At 65.5% G+C, this 16,612-nt stretch carries 16 protein-coding genes and 1 riboswitch; of the genes, 10 read left to right on the top strand and 6 right to left on the bottom strand.

All coding sequences use genetic code 11. The annotated features are described in order from the left end of the window. The first annotated feature begins 212 nt into the window (after positions 1–212). Positions 213–2,435, top strand: a complete 2,223-nt coding sequence (locus tag H9639_RS05365; protein WP_191807100.1) for a catalase — start codon at positions 213–215, stop codon at positions 2,433–2,435. A 78-nt stretch (positions 2,436–2,513) separates the two neighbouring features. On the opposite strand, the gene H9639_RS05360 is transcribed toward H9639_RS05365, so the two are convergent. Next, positions 2,514–2,849, bottom strand: a complete 336-nt coding sequence (locus tag H9639_RS05360) for a hypothetical protein (RefSeq protein ID WP_191807099.1) — start codon at positions 2,847–2,849, stop codon at positions 2,514–2,516. Between the two features lie 401 nt (positions 2,850–3,250). Here H9639_RS05360 and H9639_RS05355 point away from each other — a divergent pair, with 401 nt between their 5' ends. Further along, on the top strand, positions 3,251–3,988 hold the full coding sequence (locus tag H9639_RS05355) for a GAF and ANTAR domain-containing protein (RefSeq protein ID WP_191807098.1): 738 nt from the start codon (positions 3,251–3,253) through the stop codon (positions 3,986–3,988). A 158-nt stretch (positions 3,989–4,146) separates the two neighbouring features. Then, positions 4,147–5,475, top strand: a complete 1,329-nt coding sequence (locus tag H9639_RS05350; protein WP_191807097.1) for an MFS transporter — start codon at positions 4,147–4,149, stop codon at positions 5,473–5,475. An 80-nt stretch (positions 5,476–5,555) separates the two neighbouring features. Here H9639_RS05350 and ald read toward each other — a convergent pair whose 3' ends face one another. The 3 genes from ald to aceB all read right to left on the bottom strand — a co-directional run bounded on the left by ald (position 5,556) and on the right by aceB (position 8,957). Beyond that, the gene (ald, locus tag H9639_RS05345; RefSeq protein WP_191807096.1) at positions 5,556–6,674 is read right to left on the bottom strand and encodes an alanine dehydrogenase; all 1,119 of its coding nucleotides are present in this window, start codon (positions 6,672–6,674) and stop codon (positions 5,556–5,558) included. Between the two features lie 42 nt (positions 6,675–6,716). Further along, a complete protein-coding gene (locus H9639_RS05340; RefSeq protein ID WP_191807095.1) occupies positions 6,717–7,139 on the bottom strand; it encodes a helix-turn-helix domain-containing protein in 423 nt (140 codons plus the stop codon). Between the two features lie 219 nt (positions 7,140–7,358). Then, positions 7,359–8,957: a malate synthase A gene (aceB, locus tag H9639_RS05335; RefSeq protein ID WP_191807094.1), complete on the bottom strand. Its 1,599-nt coding sequence runs from the start codon at positions 8,955–8,957 to the stop codon at positions 7,359–7,361. A 173-nt stretch (positions 8,958–9,130) separates the two neighbouring features. Between aceB and H9639_RS05330 the strand changes: the two genes are divergently transcribed. Beyond that, positions 9,131–10,390, top strand: a complete 1,260-nt coding sequence (locus tag H9639_RS05330) for an MFS transporter (RefSeq protein ID WP_191807093.1) — start codon at positions 9,131–9,133, stop codon at positions 10,388–10,390. A 257-nt stretch (positions 10,391–10,647) separates the two neighbouring features. Here the strand turns inward: H9639_RS05330 and H9639_RS05325 are convergent, their stop codons facing one another. Then, positions 10,648–11,058 carry an Asp23/Gls24 family envelope stress response protein gene (locus H9639_RS05325; RefSeq protein WP_191807092.1) on the bottom strand — a complete coding sequence of 137 codons (411 nt, stop codon included), beginning with the start codon at positions 11,056–11,058 and terminating at the stop codon, positions 10,648–10,650. 197 nt (positions 11,059–11,255) lie between these two features. Between H9639_RS05325 and H9639_RS05320 the strand changes: the two genes are divergently transcribed. The 6 genes from H9639_RS05320 to H9639_RS05295 all read left to right on the top strand — a co-directional run bounded on the left by H9639_RS05320 (position 11,256) and on the right by H9639_RS05295 (position 14,676). Beyond that, positions 11,256–11,834 carry an Asp23/Gls24 family envelope stress response protein gene (locus H9639_RS05320; protein WP_225219242.1) on the top strand — a complete coding sequence of 193 codons (579 nt, stop codon included), beginning with the start codon at positions 11,256–11,258 and terminating at the stop codon, positions 11,832–11,834. A gap of 54 nt (positions 11,835–11,888) precedes the next feature. Next, positions 11,889–12,068 (top strand): hypothetical protein, encoded by a 180-nt coding sequence (locus H9639_RS05315; RefSeq protein ID WP_191745478.1) that lies wholly within the window; start codon positions 11,889–11,891, stop codon positions 12,066–12,068. Continuing rightward, positions 12,065–12,469: an Asp23/Gls24 family envelope stress response protein gene (locus H9639_RS05310; protein ID WP_225219241.1), complete on the top strand. Its 405-nt coding sequence runs from the start codon at positions 12,065–12,067 to the stop codon at positions 12,467–12,469. Before H9639_RS05315 ends, H9639_RS05310 begins: the two co-directional genes overlap by 4 nt. Further along, positions 12,466–13,056 carry a DUF6286 domain-containing protein gene (locus H9639_RS17150; RefSeq protein WP_191807090.1) on the top strand — a complete coding sequence of 197 codons (591 nt, stop codon included), beginning with the start codon at positions 12,466–12,468 and terminating at the stop codon, positions 13,054–13,056. Before H9639_RS05310 ends, H9639_RS17150 begins: the two co-directional genes overlap by 4 nt. A gap of 33 nt (positions 13,057–13,089) precedes the next feature. Beyond that, entirely contained in the window at positions 13,090–13,713 is a 624-nt protein-coding gene (gene amaP / locus H9639_RS05300) for an alkaline shock response membrane anchor protein AmaP (RefSeq protein ID WP_191807089.1), read from the top strand. A gap of 84 nt (positions 13,714–13,797) precedes the next feature. Next, the gene (locus H9639_RS05295; RefSeq protein ID WP_225219240.1) at positions 13,798–14,676 is read left to right on the top strand and encodes an MBL fold metallo-hydrolase; all 879 of its coding nucleotides are present in this window, start codon (positions 13,798–13,800) and stop codon (positions 14,674–14,676) included. On the opposite strand, the gene cycA is transcribed toward H9639_RS05295, so the two are convergent. Beyond that, positions 14,663–16,153, bottom strand: a complete 1,491-nt coding sequence (gene cycA, locus H9639_RS05290; RefSeq protein WP_191807088.1) for a D-serine/D-alanine/glycine transporter — start codon at positions 16,151–16,153, stop codon at positions 14,663–14,665. The two genes, H9639_RS05295 and cycA, sit on opposite strands and share 14 nt — an antisense overlap. Before the next feature lie 267 nt (positions 16,154–16,420). Then, a riboswitch (glycine riboswitch) is annotated at positions 16,421–16,527 on the top strand. Positions 16,528–16,612: the final 85 nt, after the last annotated feature.

The following is a 16,612-nucleotide window of genomic DNA, read 5'->3' as shown; positions in this document are numbered from 1 at the left end:
GGAGCCCATGACGAAGCGGCGGCGAGGGGTATGACACCCCCAAGGACGGATCTGCCTGTGTCCCCCCTGCAGGCGGATCCGTCCTTTATGTCTGCCGCGGAAAATCTGCCCGCCAAAATCCGGAGTTGTTCAGCACCCTTACTATTTTTAGGTAGGGTGGATGTGGGGCGGCGCGATGCGCCGCTGCAACGTTCCACGAGATGGAGGCTTACATGGCTGATCAGAGCACTTCTGCAGACGGACTGCCCATTCCCGGTGCACCGGCGCCCCAGGCGCCGAGCCTGGCGGAACCAACCGAACCGCGCGAGCCCTTGCCGCCCAAGCCGGACCAGGACGGTCCGGAAACGGTATCCCCCACCGGTGTCCCCACCGGAGCGCCTAAGACTTCCAATGCGCAGTCAGGCCGCTACCTGACCACCGCGCAGGGGGCCCGGCTGCAGGATACCGACCACTCTTTGAAGGCCGGTCCGCGCGGGCCGGTGCTGCTGCAGGACCACCACCTCCGGGAGAAAATCACCCACTTCGACCACGAGCGGATCCCCGAGCGCGTAGTCCACGCCCGCGGTGCCGCAGCACACGGTGTCTTCACCGCCAACGGTGCAGCGGAAGGCATCACCCGCGCCGGCTTCCTCGCCAAGGACGCACAAACGCCGGTCTTTGTTCGTTTCTCCACTGTTCTTGGTTCGCGGGGCTCCTCCGACACCGTGCGCGACACCCGCGGCTTTGCCACGAAGTTCTACACCGATGAGGGCACCTTCGACCTGGTCGGAAACAATATTCCGGTGTTCTTCATTCAGGATGCGATCAAGTTCCCCGATGTGATCCACGCCGGCAAACCGCACCCTGACCGGGAGATTCCCCAGGCACAGAGCGCCCACGATACTTTCTGGGACTTCGTTTCGCTGCACACTGAAGCGCAGCACCACACCATGTGGAACATGTCGGACCGGGGCATCCCGCGGTCCTACCGCACCATGGAAGGGTTCGGCGTCCACACCTTCCGGCTGGTGAATGCCAAGGGCGAAACCTCGCTGGTGAAGTTCCACTGGAAGCCCCGGCTTGGCGTGCATTCGCTGGTGTGGGAAGAAGCCCAAATCATCAACGGCATGGATCCTGACTTCCACCGCCGCGACCTGGCGGACGCCATTGAAGCGGGTGCCTACCCGCAGTGGGACCTGGGTGTTCAGGTCTTTCCTGACACGGAAGAGGAGATGTTCGCGGGTATCGACCTCCTGGACCCCACCAAGATCGTTCCGGAGGAACTGGCTCCGGTGCAGATCATCGGCACCATGACCCTGAACCGGAACACCACCAATTACTTTGCCGAGACCGAGCAGGTTGCCTTCCACCCCGGACACCTGGTCCCGGGCATCGACGTGACCAACGATCCGCTGCTGCAGGGCCGGCTGTTCTCCTACATCGATACGCAGCTGACCCGTCTGGGGGGACCGAACTTCCACCAGATTCCGATCAACCGTCCGCATGCGCCGGTCAATGACATGTTCAGGGAAGGCTTCCACCAGGATGCCGTGCACAGCGGGGTTGCCCCGTATCAGCCCAACTCCCTGGACGGCGGCTGCCCGTTCCTTGCAGGCGCGGACATGGGCGCGTTCATCGACGTGCCCGCTCCGGTGGCCGAATCGCGGAAGGTGCGGGAAAACCCGGCCACCTTCGACGATCATTACAGCCAGCCGCGTCAGTTCTTCCGTTCACTGACGCCGGTGGAGCAGGATCACTTGATTCAGGCGTACACCTTCGAACTGGGCAAGTGCTACGAGGAAAACATCCGGATCCGCCAGCTGCAGCAGCTCGCGAACATCGACGAGCGGCTCTGCGCCGAGGTGGCCGCCGGACTCGGGCTGACCCCGCCGGCTCCGGCCGTGGCGGTGGAGGATGCCGACCCAAGCCCGGCCCTCCGCCAGGTTGGTAAAGCATGGCCCGTTGACGGCCGCGTCATCGGCATTCTGGCTGATGAGACCACCGATCTCGCCGCCTTGGACCAGGTCCGCGCAGCCATTGATGCAGCAAACATGGTCCCGCTGATTATCGCCCCGAAGGGTGGAAAGCTGGCGGGTCAGGTGACCGCGCAGCGGACCTACCTCACCGCCCGTTCCACCGAGTTTGACGCCGTGATCGTTGCCGGGGCGGGCAGGCACGGTGCTGACGACGCCGACAGTCTCGATGCCAAGGCCGGGAACCCGTCCGGACATCCCGCCATCGATCCCCGCGTCGCGATCCTCCTCACCGAGGCATACCGGCACTCCAAGGCGCTGGCCGCCTGGGGTCCGGGCGCAGCGGTGCTGGCGGCGTCGGGCATTCCGGGCGATGCCCCGGGCATCATCTCCACTGACCCCGCACAGATCGTGCCGGCGCTGACGGAACTGCTGTCGCAGCACCGGGTGTGGGAACGCTTCCCGGTGGCCCAGACAGCTTAACCGGACAGTCGGGGGCAGCGGGCCCGGAGCGGAGTAATCCGGCTCCGGGCCCGCTGCTGTGTCCGGTGCCGCCTTCTCCTAGGACGGGTTCCGTTCCAGATGCGGGGGCGGCGAATCCATGGTTTTGATGAGCGTCAGCAGTGCCTGCCGCAGGTCCTCCGTGTCCGGCCTGGCCTCGCAGCTTTGCTTCCTCAGTGCGAGGTCAGCCAGGATCTGCTGGCCGGCCGTGCTCTTGGACCACGTCTCCTGGGACGAGCGGACGGCATAGCCGGCGGTGCGCAGGGCAGCGAGTCCGGCAGCTGCTTTCCCAGGGCTCAGATGTGCCTTTTCGGCAATTTCGGCCACCGGCATTCCGACTGCTGAAAGTGTTCTGAGAATGAGGAGGGAATCCTCGGTCAGGGACAAATCGGCCAAAAAGTGCTCTCTGGCCTGTCCTGAGAGGAGTGCAGCAGCGCCGAGCAGCCGGCTCAGAGTGCCTGCCGCAGGCCCGGGCGGATCAGTGCGCAATGCGCCACCCCGGGGGAGTCCAGCCAGCCGGAACCTCGTGGCCCGCAAAAGTCTCGCAGGCTGAACAGGTGTAGCTGACAACGCCGGGGCCACCGTCGGCCGGCGCGGTGTAGTACTCGTAGATCAAATAGTCGTCGACGCCGCAGTCGAGGCACAGCGGCAAATGCGCCGGAAGGCCCATTTATAACTCCGTAAGGGTGTCCAGAAGCCGTGGCCGCGTCTTGACCGTATCTCGATATCGTAGTATCTAACCTCGGACACGACAATTAGGTGCACTGGGTGCGGGCGTTGGAGCGGGAAAATGAATAATGGATGACCTGAGGTCAGGGACCGCAACGGCGGCCCAGCTGCAGGATCTGCTGGTGCACCACGAGGACGTTTTGGAGTTCCTCCAGCAACTGGCCAGGCTCAGTTCATCCTCGCTGTCCTCCAGGGGAATGGTGTACTGCGGCATCACCCTGCAGCGCTCCCGCGAACTGAGTTTCACGGTGGCAAGCAGTGACAGCACTGCGCTGGAAATGGATGAAATGCAGTATGCGTTTGATGACGGCCCCTGCCTGCACGCGCTGCGCGTCCATGAGCCGGTTTTTGTCCCTGACACCTCCCGGGACGAGCGCTGGCCGGAGTACCTGCAGCACGTCCTCGCGCAGGGTGTGAGCACCATGTACGCCGTCCCGCTGGACCTCGAGGGGCACTCACGTGCAGCCCTGAACCTCTATTCCCGCGCCCCCGGGGTGTTTGATGAGGAGTTCCAGCGCGTGGCCCGTACCTACGCGGCCGAAGCGTCCCTGGCCCTCAGGCTGGCGGTGCGGATGTCCCAGCGCGCCACCACGGTGGAGGACCTGCAGGCCGTGCTCCAGTCCCGCACGGACATCGACCTGGCCGTAGGCATCATCATGGGGCAGAACCGCTGCACCCAGCGCGAAGCCTTCGAAACGCTGAAACGTGCCTCAAACAGCCGCAACCTTAAGCTCAAGGTCCTGGCCGGCGAGTTAGTGGCGCGGCTGAACGGTGCTCCTTCCGAGACACACTTCCAGCCCTCCTGACCGAACGTCCGGGGGAAACCGCACTCCGCTGCGCGGGCTGGGAATCATACGCCTGATCCATGCCGGCCTTAAAATCCGGTTCCGGGCAGTGTGTAATCCGAAAGCGCAAACGGGACGCAAATCACGGTGTGGCGCTCGTCTCCCCTAGCATTTTAGGAATGCACCTCAAAGACCGGATCGAAGATTCCACCATGAGCCGGCGGCAAGTCGGAATCATTGCAATTTGTACAGCCCTCTACATGATCGACGGTTTCGACGTTCTGGTCATGGCCTTCAGCGCAGCCGACGTCTCCAGGGAATGGGACCTCAACGGCGCCAAACTCGGTTTCCTGCTCAGCGCGGCCCTGGTCGGCATGGCGGTCGGATCGATCTTCGTTTCGACGATCGCGGACGTCATCGGCCGGCAGAAGACCCTCCTGATTGGTGTCTGCGTCGTCGCCCTCGGCATGCTTGGGGCGGCGTTTGCGCCGTCCTACGAAGTGTTGCTGATCCTGCGCGTTCTCACCGGCGTCGCCATCGGTACTCTGCAGGCCACCATCAACGTTTTCGCCTCGGAATTCTCCAACGCCAAGCGCCGTTCCACGGCGCTGGCCATTGTCAGCATTGGCCAGCCGATCGGCGGCGTCCTGGGCGGCCTGATCACCGGCCTGCTGATTACTGCCTTCGGCTGGCGCTCCGCGTTCCTTTTCGGAGCCCTCGCCACCCTCATCATGATCCCGCTTGTCCTGAAGGTCCTGCCGGAATCGATTGATTACCTGGCCGTGCGCCGTCCCGCTAATGCTCTGGAGCGCATCAACAAGACTCTGCGCAGCATTGGCCAGGACCCCGTCAGCGAACTGCCGGATCCGGGACCGCGCAGCGAAAAATCCCGCTTCGCCGACGTCCTCACCGGGGCCAATGCCCGCCGGACCATCCTGCTCTCGCTGGCGTACTTCATCCTGATGGCCAGCTTCTACTTCGCCAACTCGTGGACGCCGAAGCTGATCACCGCCAGCGGTTTCAGCGCTCAGGACGGCATTAATGCCGGCGTGCTGTTCAGCGTCGGTGCCATCGCAGGTGCCGTTACCCTGGGGGTCTTCGGTGCGCGGTATGAGATGCGCAAGGTCCTGGCGGTCTTCTTCGTGGTCGGTGCTGCCACGTTCGTGGCCTTCGCGAACTCCACCGAGGGGTCGCTGCCACTGGCTCTGTTTGCCGCCGCGCTGGTGGGCTTCGGGTCCAACGCTCCGATCGCCGGCATGCTGGCGATCAGCCCCACCTATTACGACTCGGAGGTCCGCAGCACCGCCCTGGGCCTGGTCATCGGGATGGGCCGGGTCGGCGCCATCGTGTCCCCGATCCTGGCGGGCACCTTGATCGACGGCGGCTGGACGCCGGGAGACCTCTACTTCCTCTTCGTGATTCCGATGGGTCTTGGCGCCGTCGTGATTTCGATGCTCGGGGCACCCGTGCTCCGCAGTGCGGCAGCCAAAGTACCGGTAGCCCACTAAGTTTCTTCCCCGAATCACTTGCAACAGGCCGGCAGCCCCGCAGGGCTGCCGGCCTGTTGCGCAGTTCGAGCAGGCTCTGGTCAGCCGGAGACCAGCTCTGACCAGCCGGCGGCCAGATCCAGGCCGTGGGCTTCGGAAACCGAGTGGTGGGCCACCTTGCCGCCAGCGATGTTCAGCCCCCGGGCCAGGGCCGGGCTTGCTTCGAAGGCAGCCCGCACGCCCTTGTCTGCCAGGGCGACGGCGTAGGGCAGGGTCACGTTGGTCAAGGCGTAGGTGGAGGTGTTCGGCACGGCGCCGGGCATGTTGGCCACGCAGTAGAACAGGGAACCGTGGACCCGGAACGTCGGATCCTCATGGGTCGTGGGGCGGCTGTCCTCGAAACATCCGCCCTGATCCACGGCGATGTCCACCAGGACGCTCCCGGATTTCATCCGCGCGACCATGTCATTCGTGACCAGCTTCGGGGCACGGGCGCCGGGAATCAGCACCGACCCGATCACCAGATCCGCGTCCAGCAGGGCACGCTCGATTTCGAAGCCGTTGGAGGCCACCGTCTTGATCCGCCCGGCGTATTGGGCGTCCAGTTCCCGCAGCCGGTGAATGTTGATGTCCAGCACGGTGACGTCCGCGTGTGCGCCCACGGCTACGGCGGTGGCATTCGTGCCGGCAACTCCGGCGCCCAGCACCACTACCTTTGCAGGGCGCACCCCGGGGACACCGCCCAGCAGCAGGCCCGGTCCGCCGGCGGGTGCCATCAGGCACTGCGCGCCCACCTGCACCGCCAGGCGCCCGGCGACCTCCGACATCGGTGCGAGCAGGGGCAGCGCCCGGCCCTCCTGAACGGTTTCATAAGCGATGGCGGTCACCCCCGCATCGAGGAGCGCGCGGGTGAGTTCCGGAGCCGCGGCGAGATGCAGATAGGTGAAGAGGATCAGGCCGGGCCGGAAATATCCGTACTCCGCGGCGATTGGTTCCTTGACCTTCAGGATGAGGTCCGCGCGGTTCCAGACCGCTTCCGCGGCGGGAACGACTTCCGCTCCGGCGGCCTTATATTCCGTGTCGGTGATATTCGATCCGGTACCCGCGCCGGCTTCGATCAGGACGGTATGGCCGCGCGCACTCAGCTCGTGCACGCCGGATGCGGTAATCGCCACCCGGAACTCGTTGTTCTTGATCTCCTTAGGGATACCGATAATCACGTTTAGCTCCGGTCTTCAGGGGGTAACAAAGGGGTGGTGACGCTACTTCTGCCCGGCCGCCTTGGCTGCGCTGGCGCTCCGCTGCGCCTGCAGCCAGGATTCGACGTCGGACATTCGGATGCGGCGGTGCGTTCCGCGGTATTCCACCGGGATAACGCCGGCGTCGGTCAGATTCCGCAGATAGGTGTGGGAGATTCCGGCGGCGGAGGCAGCCTGCGACGTCGTCAGGAGCGGATCATGTCCCGCCTCCGGAACAGCCGCGGGAGCCGCCGCCGAGGAAATGCTCACGGCGTCTCCGGATCCCAGCCTGCGGAGCAGATCCAGGACCGCGTCCCGGGCCGCAGGCGGAAGCCGGAGGGCGGTGCCGTCCACGAAAACAGTGACGTCGCCGGCGTCGAGCGCCCGGGCCAGCGCCTTGGCGTCCTTGCCGGGAAGTGCCGGAGTGGTGGTGGTCCGTTGACTCATGCTGATCATCTTGCCAAACCCGGCGGCCGGGAAACACGAGGCGGCGCTCTTAAGCCCTGCGCGTCGGACTCAGCAGGCGTGCCGGCCTGCCGAAAGGGGCCTCAAAACGGCGGTGTGCCGGCACCGAAATGAAGCTGGAGGTTAAACCGGAAACGGACCTCCGGCGGACGGATGAGTGGTCCGCCGGAGGTCCGTTTCTCAGCTTCGAGAGCCCGGGAGTTAGTCGATCAGCTCATAGGCGGGAAGCGTCAGGAAGTCCGGGTAATCCGGGTCCAGGCTGATCCGGCCAATCAGCTCACTGGCCGGCGCGTAGAAACGGTTGAACTTGTCCTCATCCACTTCTCCGCGCAGCCGCTCGGTCTCCTCAGCCAGGATCCGGGTGACGAGTTCCTCGGTCACGGTCTCGCCGGTGTCCTCCAGGACAACTCCGTTACGGACCTGCTGCCACACCTGGGAGCGCGAGATTTCCGCCGTCGCGGCGTCCTCCATCAGGTTGTGGATGGCGACTGCGCCGTTGCCCGAAAGCCACACAGCGGTGTAGGCAACGGCGACGTAGAGGTTGGAGCGCAGCCCCGCCTCGGTGATGGAGCCTTCGGCGGTGGTGACGTTGAGCAGGTCCTTCGCCGTGACCGAAACGTCCTCGCGAAGCCGGTCCACCTGGTTCGGCTTCTCGCCGAGGATTCCGTCGAAGACCTCGCGGCACGTGGCCACCATGTCCGGGTGGGCCACCCAGGAACCGTCGAAGCCGTCGTTGGCTTCCCGGGTCTTATCCGCGGTGACCTTCTCGAACGCCTTTGCGGTGATCTCCGGTTCGCGCCGGTTCGGGATGAAGGCGGCCATCCCGCCCATGGCGAAGGCGCCGCGGCGGTGGCAGGTCTTGACCAGCAGCTCGGTGTAAGCGCGCATAAACGGTGCGGTCATGGCGACGTCGGCCCGGTCCGGGAGCAGGAAGTCCTTGCCTGCGTCGCGGAAGATCTTGATGATGCTGAAGAGGTAGTCCCAGCGGCCGGCATTCAGGCCCGAGGCGTGGTCCCGCAGCTCGTAGAGGATCTCCTCCATCTCGAAGGCGGCGGGAATGGTTTCGATCAGGACGGTGGCGCGCACTGAACCCTGCGGAACGCCCAGGAAGTCCTGAGCAAACACAAAGACCTCGTTCCAGAGCCGGGCTTCGAGGTGGCTTTCCATCTTGGGGAGGTAGTAGTACGGGCCGTGGCCGTTTTCCAGCAGCTGCTTGGCGTTGTGGAAGAAGTGCAGGCCAAAGTCGACCAGCGCGCCGACAGCCGGTTCGCCGTCGATAAGCACGTGCTTCTCCGGCAGGTGCCAGCCGCGCGGGCGCATCACGACGACGGCGAGCGGCGCGTCGGTGCGCAGCGCGTATTCCTTGCCCTCGGGGGAGGTGAAGGACAGCTCGCCGCGGGCGGCCCGGTACAGGTTGTACTCGGCGTCCACCACGTTGTGCCAGGTGGGGGTGGATGCGTCTTCCAGATCAGCCAGCCAGACCTTGGCGCCGGAGTTCAGGGCGTTGATCGCCATCTTCGCCGGGGAGGCGGGGCCGGTCATTTCGACCCGGCGGTCCTGAAGCGCCGGCGGTGCGGCTGCAACCTTCCAGTCCCCTTCGCGGATTTCAGCGGTTTCGGGGAGGAAATCCAGGGAGCCGCCGGCAGCGACAGCTTCGCGGCGCGCTGTGCGGGCGGCGAGAAGGTCATTGCGGGTGGACGCGAAGCGCCTGTGCAGCTCCTCGACGAACGCCAGGGCCTCGGGGGTCAGGATGGTTTCGGCACCCTCTGCCGGGTTCGAATCGGTTACTTCAATGGCCATGGCCTTACTCCCTCTTGCAGGTCTGCTTTGTCGAGCTGGTCCGCCAGTTGATGCAACCGAGGACTGAAAAATGAAAAAGTTCTTCCGTATCGTGAATATACGGCGTCTGACAAGGGAATAGCAAGGGTTGCGGGCCGCATTTTCCGGAGATTCCCGGCGGCTAGGATCGGGGGATGCGAGTGAGAACAGCCCGGGCCAGGGCCGCGGGAACCACTGCCACCCTGCTTGGCGGCAGTGCGGAGCTGATCGACTTCCTGCTCCCGCTCTGGGCCGGTGCAGCGCTGGGATTCTCCCCGGCTGCGGTGGGATCCCTGATCGCCGTGGAACTGGGTGTTTCGGTGCTGGCGCGTCCGATCGCCGGCCGGCTGGTGGACACACGCCGGAGGACGGTGGTGGCTGCGGCCGGGGCTCTGCTCTACGGACTGAGCTGTCTGGGCTACGCATTGGCCGCGGCTCCGCCGCACGCCTTCGCGGCCGCCATCCTGGGCGGGACCGGCGGAGCACTGTTCTGGATTGCGGTCCGGGCAATCACGGCCGAAGACCTGGGACATGACCCCGGAGCCCTCGCCGGGCTGCTCTCCTCCGAAGCTCTCGGATCCTGGTTTTTCTGGATTCCGGCGATGGTCCTCCTGCCACTGGCCGGTTTCAGCGGAATTTTCGCTGCGCTCGCCGCGGTCTGCGCCACGGCGGCCGTTCTGCTGCTTCGCGTTCAGCGCGCCTTGCCCTCGCAGGAATCCCGCGCCCCGCAGGCCCAGTCGCTGCAGGCCCAGCCTCCGCAGGCGGGCGCCGAGACTGGCGCAATCCACGGTGCGGGTAGCGGAAAGCCGCTGACACCGCTGCTGCTGGCCGCGTTGATCACCGGTGCCGCGGAGGCAGGCGTTGGCCTGCTCCTGCTGCTTCATCTGCAGAACTCGCTGCAGTTAGTCGTGTATCAGATTGCGCTCGTCTACCTGCCCGGCGGTATAGCGCTCACGGTTCTGCCGCGCATCCTGCACAGGTTCGTCGAACGCCACGGCCGGCGGAAGGGGTACGCCGTCGCGTCCGTGGCGTCGGCCCTCACTGCAGCGGGACTGGCTTTCACTCCCGGTCCGCTGGCGATCGCCGCGCTCTGGACGCTCACAAGTGCTTCCTGGGCCATCCTCCTGCCGATCCAGCGTGCCGTTGCCGCGGAGGTCAGTGCGCCCCGGACCGGCCGGGGTCTCAGTCAGCTCAGCAACGCGGAGCTCCTTGGCGCGGCCGCCGGATCCCTGCTGGCCGGTTTGCTGTACGACGGCGGCACCTGGGCCCTGCCGTGCCTCGTCTTCGCCGGGATCATCCTCAGCGGAGCCATCCTGGGGCCGCTCGCGCTGCGCCGCCTGGGGGTTTGTGACCGGCCGGCGCCTGAAGCTGAAGCTGCGGCCGCGGACGGCGGCCCGGCCGGGAGCCAAGTGTAGCAGGCTCGAACCCGGGGTACGGAGAATCATCCGTTTTGGGAGAAATCGTCCTGTTTGGGATTTCCCTGCCGCCGCGCGCCGGAGGGAATTCCCAAACCGGCCGGAAATTCCCAAACCGAAGGGAAACCACGCCACAAACCGGCCGGGAATTCCCAAACCGGAGGGAACCCATGCCACAAACCGGCCGGAAACCCCCAAACCGGAGGGGACCCACGCCACGAACGGGGAGTGGACCCCGACCCACTCCCAACCCGGCGCTACGCTCCAGGGGCACGCTCAATCGCCAGCACGGTCACATTCACCGGACCGGTGGTGATGCCCGTGGCGTGGAGGGCCTGGGCCACCCGCTCCCGCACTTCGGCAGCGACGTCCAGCGCGTTCCAGGCAGCATCGGTGGCCAGGTCCACCTCGATTGTTGCCGTGCCGTCGTGGATCTGGGCCACGACGCCGTCCCGCAGAGTGGGAGCATCAGGGTCTCCGGAATGGCGGGCCGCCCATCCCGCCGTCGTGCGCCAGGACTGGGTGGCACCCAAACGGAGCCGGGCAAATACGTGGCTGCGGGCGGTAGCCAGCCGCAGCACTCCCGGTGTTTCCCTCGCCGCGCGTGCGGCGATGCCTGCCACCAGGGCGCTGTCCACCAGCTGGCCGTGAAGGGGTTTGTCGGACACTGTCCCACCTTCCAATCCCCGGGCACCGCGTCCGGTGTTTCACCGCAGGACGGGTGCAGCGGCGGCTGATGCTGCCGGTTCTGTAAATATGACACCGGCGCGGTGGAAGCGGAACCTGCTCCGCGGAAGAGGAATATCCGTGTCCAGAGCCCGAATAGTCCCGGCGGGAGTGACGGTACGGGCTTTTGGTCGTCTTAATGGAGATAGGCCATTCGGCCCGGATCCGCATCGAGCAGGAGATGAGTGTCATGGCAGAAACCGCCAGGAACCCTGGACCATCATCCGCCCCGGCCGCAGAAGCGGTGTCAGGCGAGCGTGCCGGCAGCGATCACGAGGTGGAGCAGCAGCGCCGCTCGGGGCCACTCCACACGCCCAGGGGAGATACAACGATCGAAGAAACCGTGGTGCAGAAACTGGCCGGCATGGCCACCAGGGAAGTTCCCGGCGTCCACGCGATGGGAAACGCGGCCCGGCGGGCTTTCAGCGCCGTCACGGACCGGATCCCCGGTTCACAGACCAACGTCAGCAACGGCGTCACTGTGGAAAAGGGTGAACGGCAGGCCGCGATAGACGTGAGCATCATCGTTGACTACGGCTTCTCCATCGTGGAAGTCAGCCAGGCCATCCGCCGGAACGTTATCCGCTCCGTGGAGAACGCAACCGGACTGGAAGTTCTGGAAGTGAACGTTAACGTCACGGATGTGCACCTGCCCGGAGAGTCCAGCGACGAGGGGGACGACGCCGGCAAGAAGGCGCCCTCCAACCGTTTGGAGTGACGGGAATCCGCCCGGTATGCGGCGGTTCTAATCTAGGGAACTAAGGAGAACACCATGTCTGCAACAAGATGGTGCGTGGCTGTTGGTCTGGTTCTGGGGATCGTGCTGGCCTTCGGCGGATGGTTTGCCTTTTTGGTGACCATCCTCTTTGGGCTGATTGGACTCCTGGTGGGGCTGACGGCTGACGGCAAGCTCGACATGGCCGGGTTGTTTGGCCGGGCCTCAAGCCGATGACCACCACGGAGGTGCCTGCTTCCGGCCGTTCCCGCCGTGATGTGGGCAGCCGGGGCAGCACGTCCATGTCCAAGAAAGTGCTGGAAAAAATTGCCAGCCAGGTAGCCCGGGACGAGACTCAGGCGGGCGGGACCTCCGGCGGTTTCCTCGGTATCGGCTCACGGGCGGACTTCACGGCCCGTCCGGATGCCGACGTCGAACTGGCCGGGAACATCGCGAGCCTCAAGGTGACAGTGGGACTGGAGTATCCGCTGCCGCTGCGTCGGGCAACGGACCAGCTGCGCCAGCGCATCGCCGAGAGGGTCACGGAGCTGACCGGGGTGCAGGTGAGGCAGGTGGACATCACGATCGCCTGGCTGAGGCCGAGGTCCCACAGCTCCGGCCGAAGGCAGCTGCTGTGAGCCGGCAGGGGGCGCCTCCCGTGGCGCTGCGCCAGCGTCCGAGCCGCTCGGTTCCCGCGGTCATCTGTGCCGCGGTACTCCTTGCCCTGGGCGTCGTGCTGGTCTGGGTGGCTCTTGTGCGCCTGACCTCCGGATCCTGGCCGGAGCCGGTTAAGGCTCCGCTCACCTGGCTTGCGGGCGTGAGCTGGGATGAACCCGGGATCTGGGTCCTCGGGTCCGTGACGGCCGCCGTCGGGCTGATCCTGCTGCTGGCCGGCATCGTTCCCGGCCGGTATCACGACCTCGGTGTGCGCCTGCCGGCTGCGCAGGAGCCGGATTCCGAGCACGCGGTGGAAGGGGACGCGGCAGTGGTGATGTCCCGCCGTGCGGTGGCGCAGCTTGCCGCTGCCACCTGCGAACACATCGACGGCGTCTCCTCCGCCTCGGCGACGGCAACGGACAAGGAGGTGCGGGTGTCCGTGAACACCGCCCTGCATGACACCCGGGATCTCCACCGCTGGGTCGGCGACGGCGTCCGGTCACGGCTGGTTGCCTCCGGCCTGGACCCGGCGCCCCGCGTTAAGGTTTACATCCGCTCCCGGGATTGACCCGGGACCTGCCAGGAACGGAAAGGACGCGCCATGCGACACCATGCGGGGGCGATGAACCGGACGTGGCTGGTCATTATCGGTGTGCTGCTGCTGGCAGCGGGGGTCTTCGCGCTGCTGGTTTCCGCGGGCTTCCTGAACCAGTTCACCGGCGGAACGCTGCCCGGCGCCCAGTCGCCGGTGCTGGAGCAGAGTCCCGAGACCCTGCTGGCGCCGGACTGGGTGGCGCCGGCCGTGCTGATAGGCGGGCTCATTCTTGGGATTTTGGGCCTGTGGTGGATCCTGGCCCAGATTCCCCGCCGGCGCGAAGCCTCCGGCTACCGGCTGCAGGAAGATCCGGCCAGCGGTATTACCCGGTGTGATCCCGGTGTCCTGGCCGGCGCCGTTGAGCACGACGCCAACCGCATGCCCGGCGTCGTCAATTCCTCCGCGCTGCTGCGCGGCACGGCCGCGGCGCCGGACCTTGCCCTGCGGGTAACCGTCAATGAGCGGGCAGATATCCAGGAGACCCTGCGTCGGATCCGCTCCGAGGTCCTGCCCAACCTGAGCCTTGCCCTGGAAGCCCCACTGCACTCTGTGGGTATCCAGCTGGAAGTCAGCGGCAAACCGGCCCAGCTCGGCAGCACCGTCGAATCGACCGGAACGGTGGTCTACTGAGCGGACGGCGAGTCCAAATCGTTACTCAGGCAGGTGCCCGGATTCGGCCCGGTCAGGTGTTCGCAGCGGAAACGAGCCGGTAGCGTGACCGGCATTTCGGCAAACCTGCTCATGAACGGGTCCACGGTGATGGTGCAGCATTACAGAGAAGCGCTTCCAGCGAACGACTATCCGATCTGCGTGACCTGCGGCATGCAGTACTCCGAACCGCGGGCCAGCTGCCCGGTGTGCCAGGACGAACGGCAGTATGTGCCGTTATCCGGCCAGGCCTGGACCACGCTCTCCCGGCTCCGCTCCGGAGCGCGCCGGGCCAGCGTGCACCCGCAGGGGCCCGGGGTGCTGGGCATCGGGTGCGAACCCAAGTTCGCGATCGGGCAGCGGGCACTGCTGGTCAAAGCCGCAGACGGCAACGTGCTCTGGGATTGTGTGCCGTACCTGGATGAAGAGCTGATCGACATCATCAACGCCGAAGGCGGGCTGTCAGCGATCGCGATCAGCCACCCGCACTATTACTCCACCATGGTGGACTGGGCCCGCGAGTTCCAGGTTCCGGTGTACCTGCACGCCGCGGACCGGCAGTGGGTGGGCCGCAGCGACCCGGTGCTGCAGTTCTGGGACGGCGACCGGCTGGAGTTGGCCGCAGGCCTGGTCCTGTACCGCCCGGGCGTCCATTTCCCGGGCGGCACGGTTATGCACTGGCAAGATGATCCCGACGGGCTGGGTGCCCTGTTCAGCGGGGACATCATCCAGGTCATCCCCGACTTCACGCACGTGGCCTTTATGTACAGCTACCCCAACCTCATCCCGGAGCGCCCGGACATTGTCGAGGCAGCCGCGGAGCTGCTGGCGCCCCTGGCCTACGAACGGCTCTACGGCGCCTGGTGGGACTTCATCCTGCCCCGGGCCGCGGACCGGATAGTCCAGGACTCCGCTACCCGGTACCTGAAGTTCACCCGCGGCTAAGGGCCTTAACGGCTTCCCGTTCCGTGGCGGCCATCGCCTGGTATTCGGCCACCCGCGCCTGGTGCAGCGGCGTGCGGCGCAGCAGCGCGTAGGCACCGCCCAGCAGGGCAAACCAGATCGGTGTAACCAGCAGGGCCATCAGGGTGTCCGGCTGGGTTGTCAGCGCCCACACGATGAACGCAAAGAAAGCCAGCACCACGTAGACCATGACCCGGCCGCCGGGGAGCTTGAACTTCGATTCGGTGTGCAGGTGCGGCCGGCGGCGCCGGTAGGCGAGGTAGCTGAGCAGGATGATGGTCCAGACGAACATAAAGCAGAGCGCCGAAATGGTGGTGACCAGGGTAAAGGCCGCGCTCACCGATTCGCCCGCGTACAGCAGCACAACCCCGGCAAGCAGGAACGTGCAGGAGAAGAACAGGGCGTTCTGCGGAACCTTGCGCCGGGACAGCCGGCTGAACGCGTGGGGGGCGTCGCCGTCGCGCGCCAGGCCGTAGACCATGCGCGAGGTGGAATAGATGCCCGAGTTTGCCGACGACGCGGCGGAGGTCAGCACCACAAAATTGACGACGGCGGCAGCGGTGCCCAGCCCGGCGAGGGTGAACATCCCGACGAACGGGCTCTCGTCTGCAGTGAAGTCCGTCCACGGGATCACCGACATGAGGATGACCAGTGCGCCTACGTAAAAGAGCATGATGCGCAGCGGAATGGAGTTGATGGCCTTGGGCAGGTTCTTGGTCGGGTCCTTGGTTTCGGCGGCGGCGGTGCCCACCAGCTCAATGCCGACGAACGCAAACACAGCGATCTGGAAGCCGGCAACAAAGCCCATGGGACCGGTGGGGAAGAACCCGCCGCTTTCCCAGAGGTTGCTGAAGCTGGCCTGTTCGCCCGGGCCGGAGGAGAACCCGGTCAGGATCATGACCAGGCCCACCACGATCAGCGTCAGAATAGCCACGATCTTGATCAGCGCGAACCAGAATTCGGTTTCACCGAAGGCCTTCACCGTGGGGAGATTCAGTGCGACCAGGAGCACGATGCAGGCCAGCGCCGGGATCCAGAGCGGTGCACCGGCCCACCAGAAGGTGACGTAGTGGGCGATCGCCACGACGTCCGCGATCCCGGTGACCACCCAGCAGAACCAGTAGGTCCAGCCGGTGAAGAACCCCGCCCACGGGCCGAGCAGGTCCGCGGCGAAATCGCTGAAGGACTTGTATTCCAGGTTGGAAAGCAGCAGCTCGCCCATGGCCCGCATCACGAAGTACAGCATGAAGCCGATGATCATGTAGACGAAGATGACCGAGGGACCGGCAACGGAGATGGTCTTGCCGGACCCCATAAAGAGGCCGGTGCCAATGGCTCCGCCGATTGCGAGGAGCTGAATATGGCGGCTGGACAGCGACCGTGAGAGATCCGGGTCCTTGGAACGTGAAACCTCTGAGGACTGCGCCGTGCTGGAAGGGCGGGTGGAGCTACCTGACATGGAGTTCTTTCTCGTAGGCACCAATTCGTGGCACCGCCGCCAAGACACGCTGCCGTCACCGGATTACCAATGGAGCACCATGAGATGCGGCGTCGCCGCCGATCATTTCAGTCTCCGGAGTGCCCGAGGACATGTCAATTTGAGACTTTCGGCGGACTGGCTTATACGCGGGCGCGGCGGTTTCGGCAACGGTCTTGCGTCATACCTTGAAGGCACCGGTGCAGCCGACTAGAGTCAACAACGCAGCAACAACTGAATATGCCTTTATCAGCCGTGGCGGGAGAGTCCTGCAGCAGCGAACCACCGACGCCGCGGGCGCCGTAGGAGCAAACCCTCCCCGGGAATCTCTCAGGCCCCTGTACCGCCACAGCGAGGCAACTCTGGAAAGCAGGACCGGATCACTCCGGATCCTCACCGACGGTGCAAGCGGCTAACTCCCGCGGAATCTCTCAGGTCCAA

It is taken from the genome of Arthrobacter gallicola (assembly GCF_014836775.1).
Lineage (GTDB): Bacteria > Actinomycetota > Actinomycetes > Actinomycetales > Micrococcaceae > Arthrobacter_B > Arthrobacter_B gallicola.
The sequence above is the reverse complement of the archived record's forward strand: the minus strand, read 5'-3'. Positions and strand labels throughout refer to the sequence as shown.

Bases quoted from the DNA above. Each gene is read 5' to 3' on its own strand.
- H9639_RS05315 (WP_191745478.1), top strand. From the start codon at position 11,889: ATGTCTGCAACAAGATGGTGCGTGGCTGTTGGTCTGGTTCTGGGGATC.
- aceB (WP_191807094.1), bottom strand. From the start codon at position 8,957: ATGGCCATTGAAGTAACCGATTCGAACCCGGCAGAGGGTGCCGAAACC.
- H9639_RS05355 (WP_191807098.1), top strand. From the start codon at position 3,251: ATGGATGACCTGAGGTCAGGGACCGCAACGGCGGCCCAGCTGCAGGAT.
- H9639_RS05350 (WP_191807097.1), top strand. From the start codon at position 4,147: ATGCACCTCAAAGACCGGATCGAAGATTCCACCATGAGCCGGCGGCAA.
- H9639_RS05320 (WP_225219242.1), top strand. From the start codon at position 11,256: ATGGAGATAGGCCATTCGGCCCGGATCCGCATCGAGCAGGAGATGAGT.
- H9639_RS05310 (WP_225219241.1), top strand. From the start codon at position 12,065: ATGACCACCACGGAGGTGCCTGCTTCCGGCCGTTCCCGCCGTGATGTG.
- H9639_RS05340 (WP_191807095.1), bottom strand. From the start codon at position 7,139: ATGAGTCAACGGACCACCACCACTCCGGCACTTCCCGGCAAGGACGCC.
- cycA (WP_191807088.1), bottom strand. From the start codon at position 16,153: ATGTCAGGTAGCTCCACCCGCCCTTCCAGCACGGCGCAGTCCTCAGAG.
- H9639_RS05365 (WP_191807100.1), top strand. From the start codon at position 213: ATGGCTGATCAGAGCACTTCTGCAGACGGACTGCCCATTCCCGGTGCA.
- H9639_RS05330 (WP_191807093.1), top strand. From the start codon at position 9,131: ATGCGAGTGAGAACAGCCCGGGCCAGGGCCGCGGGAACCACTGCCACC.
- amaP (WP_191807089.1), top strand. From the start codon at position 13,090: ATGCGACACCATGCGGGGGCGATGAACCGGACGTGGCTGGTCATTATC.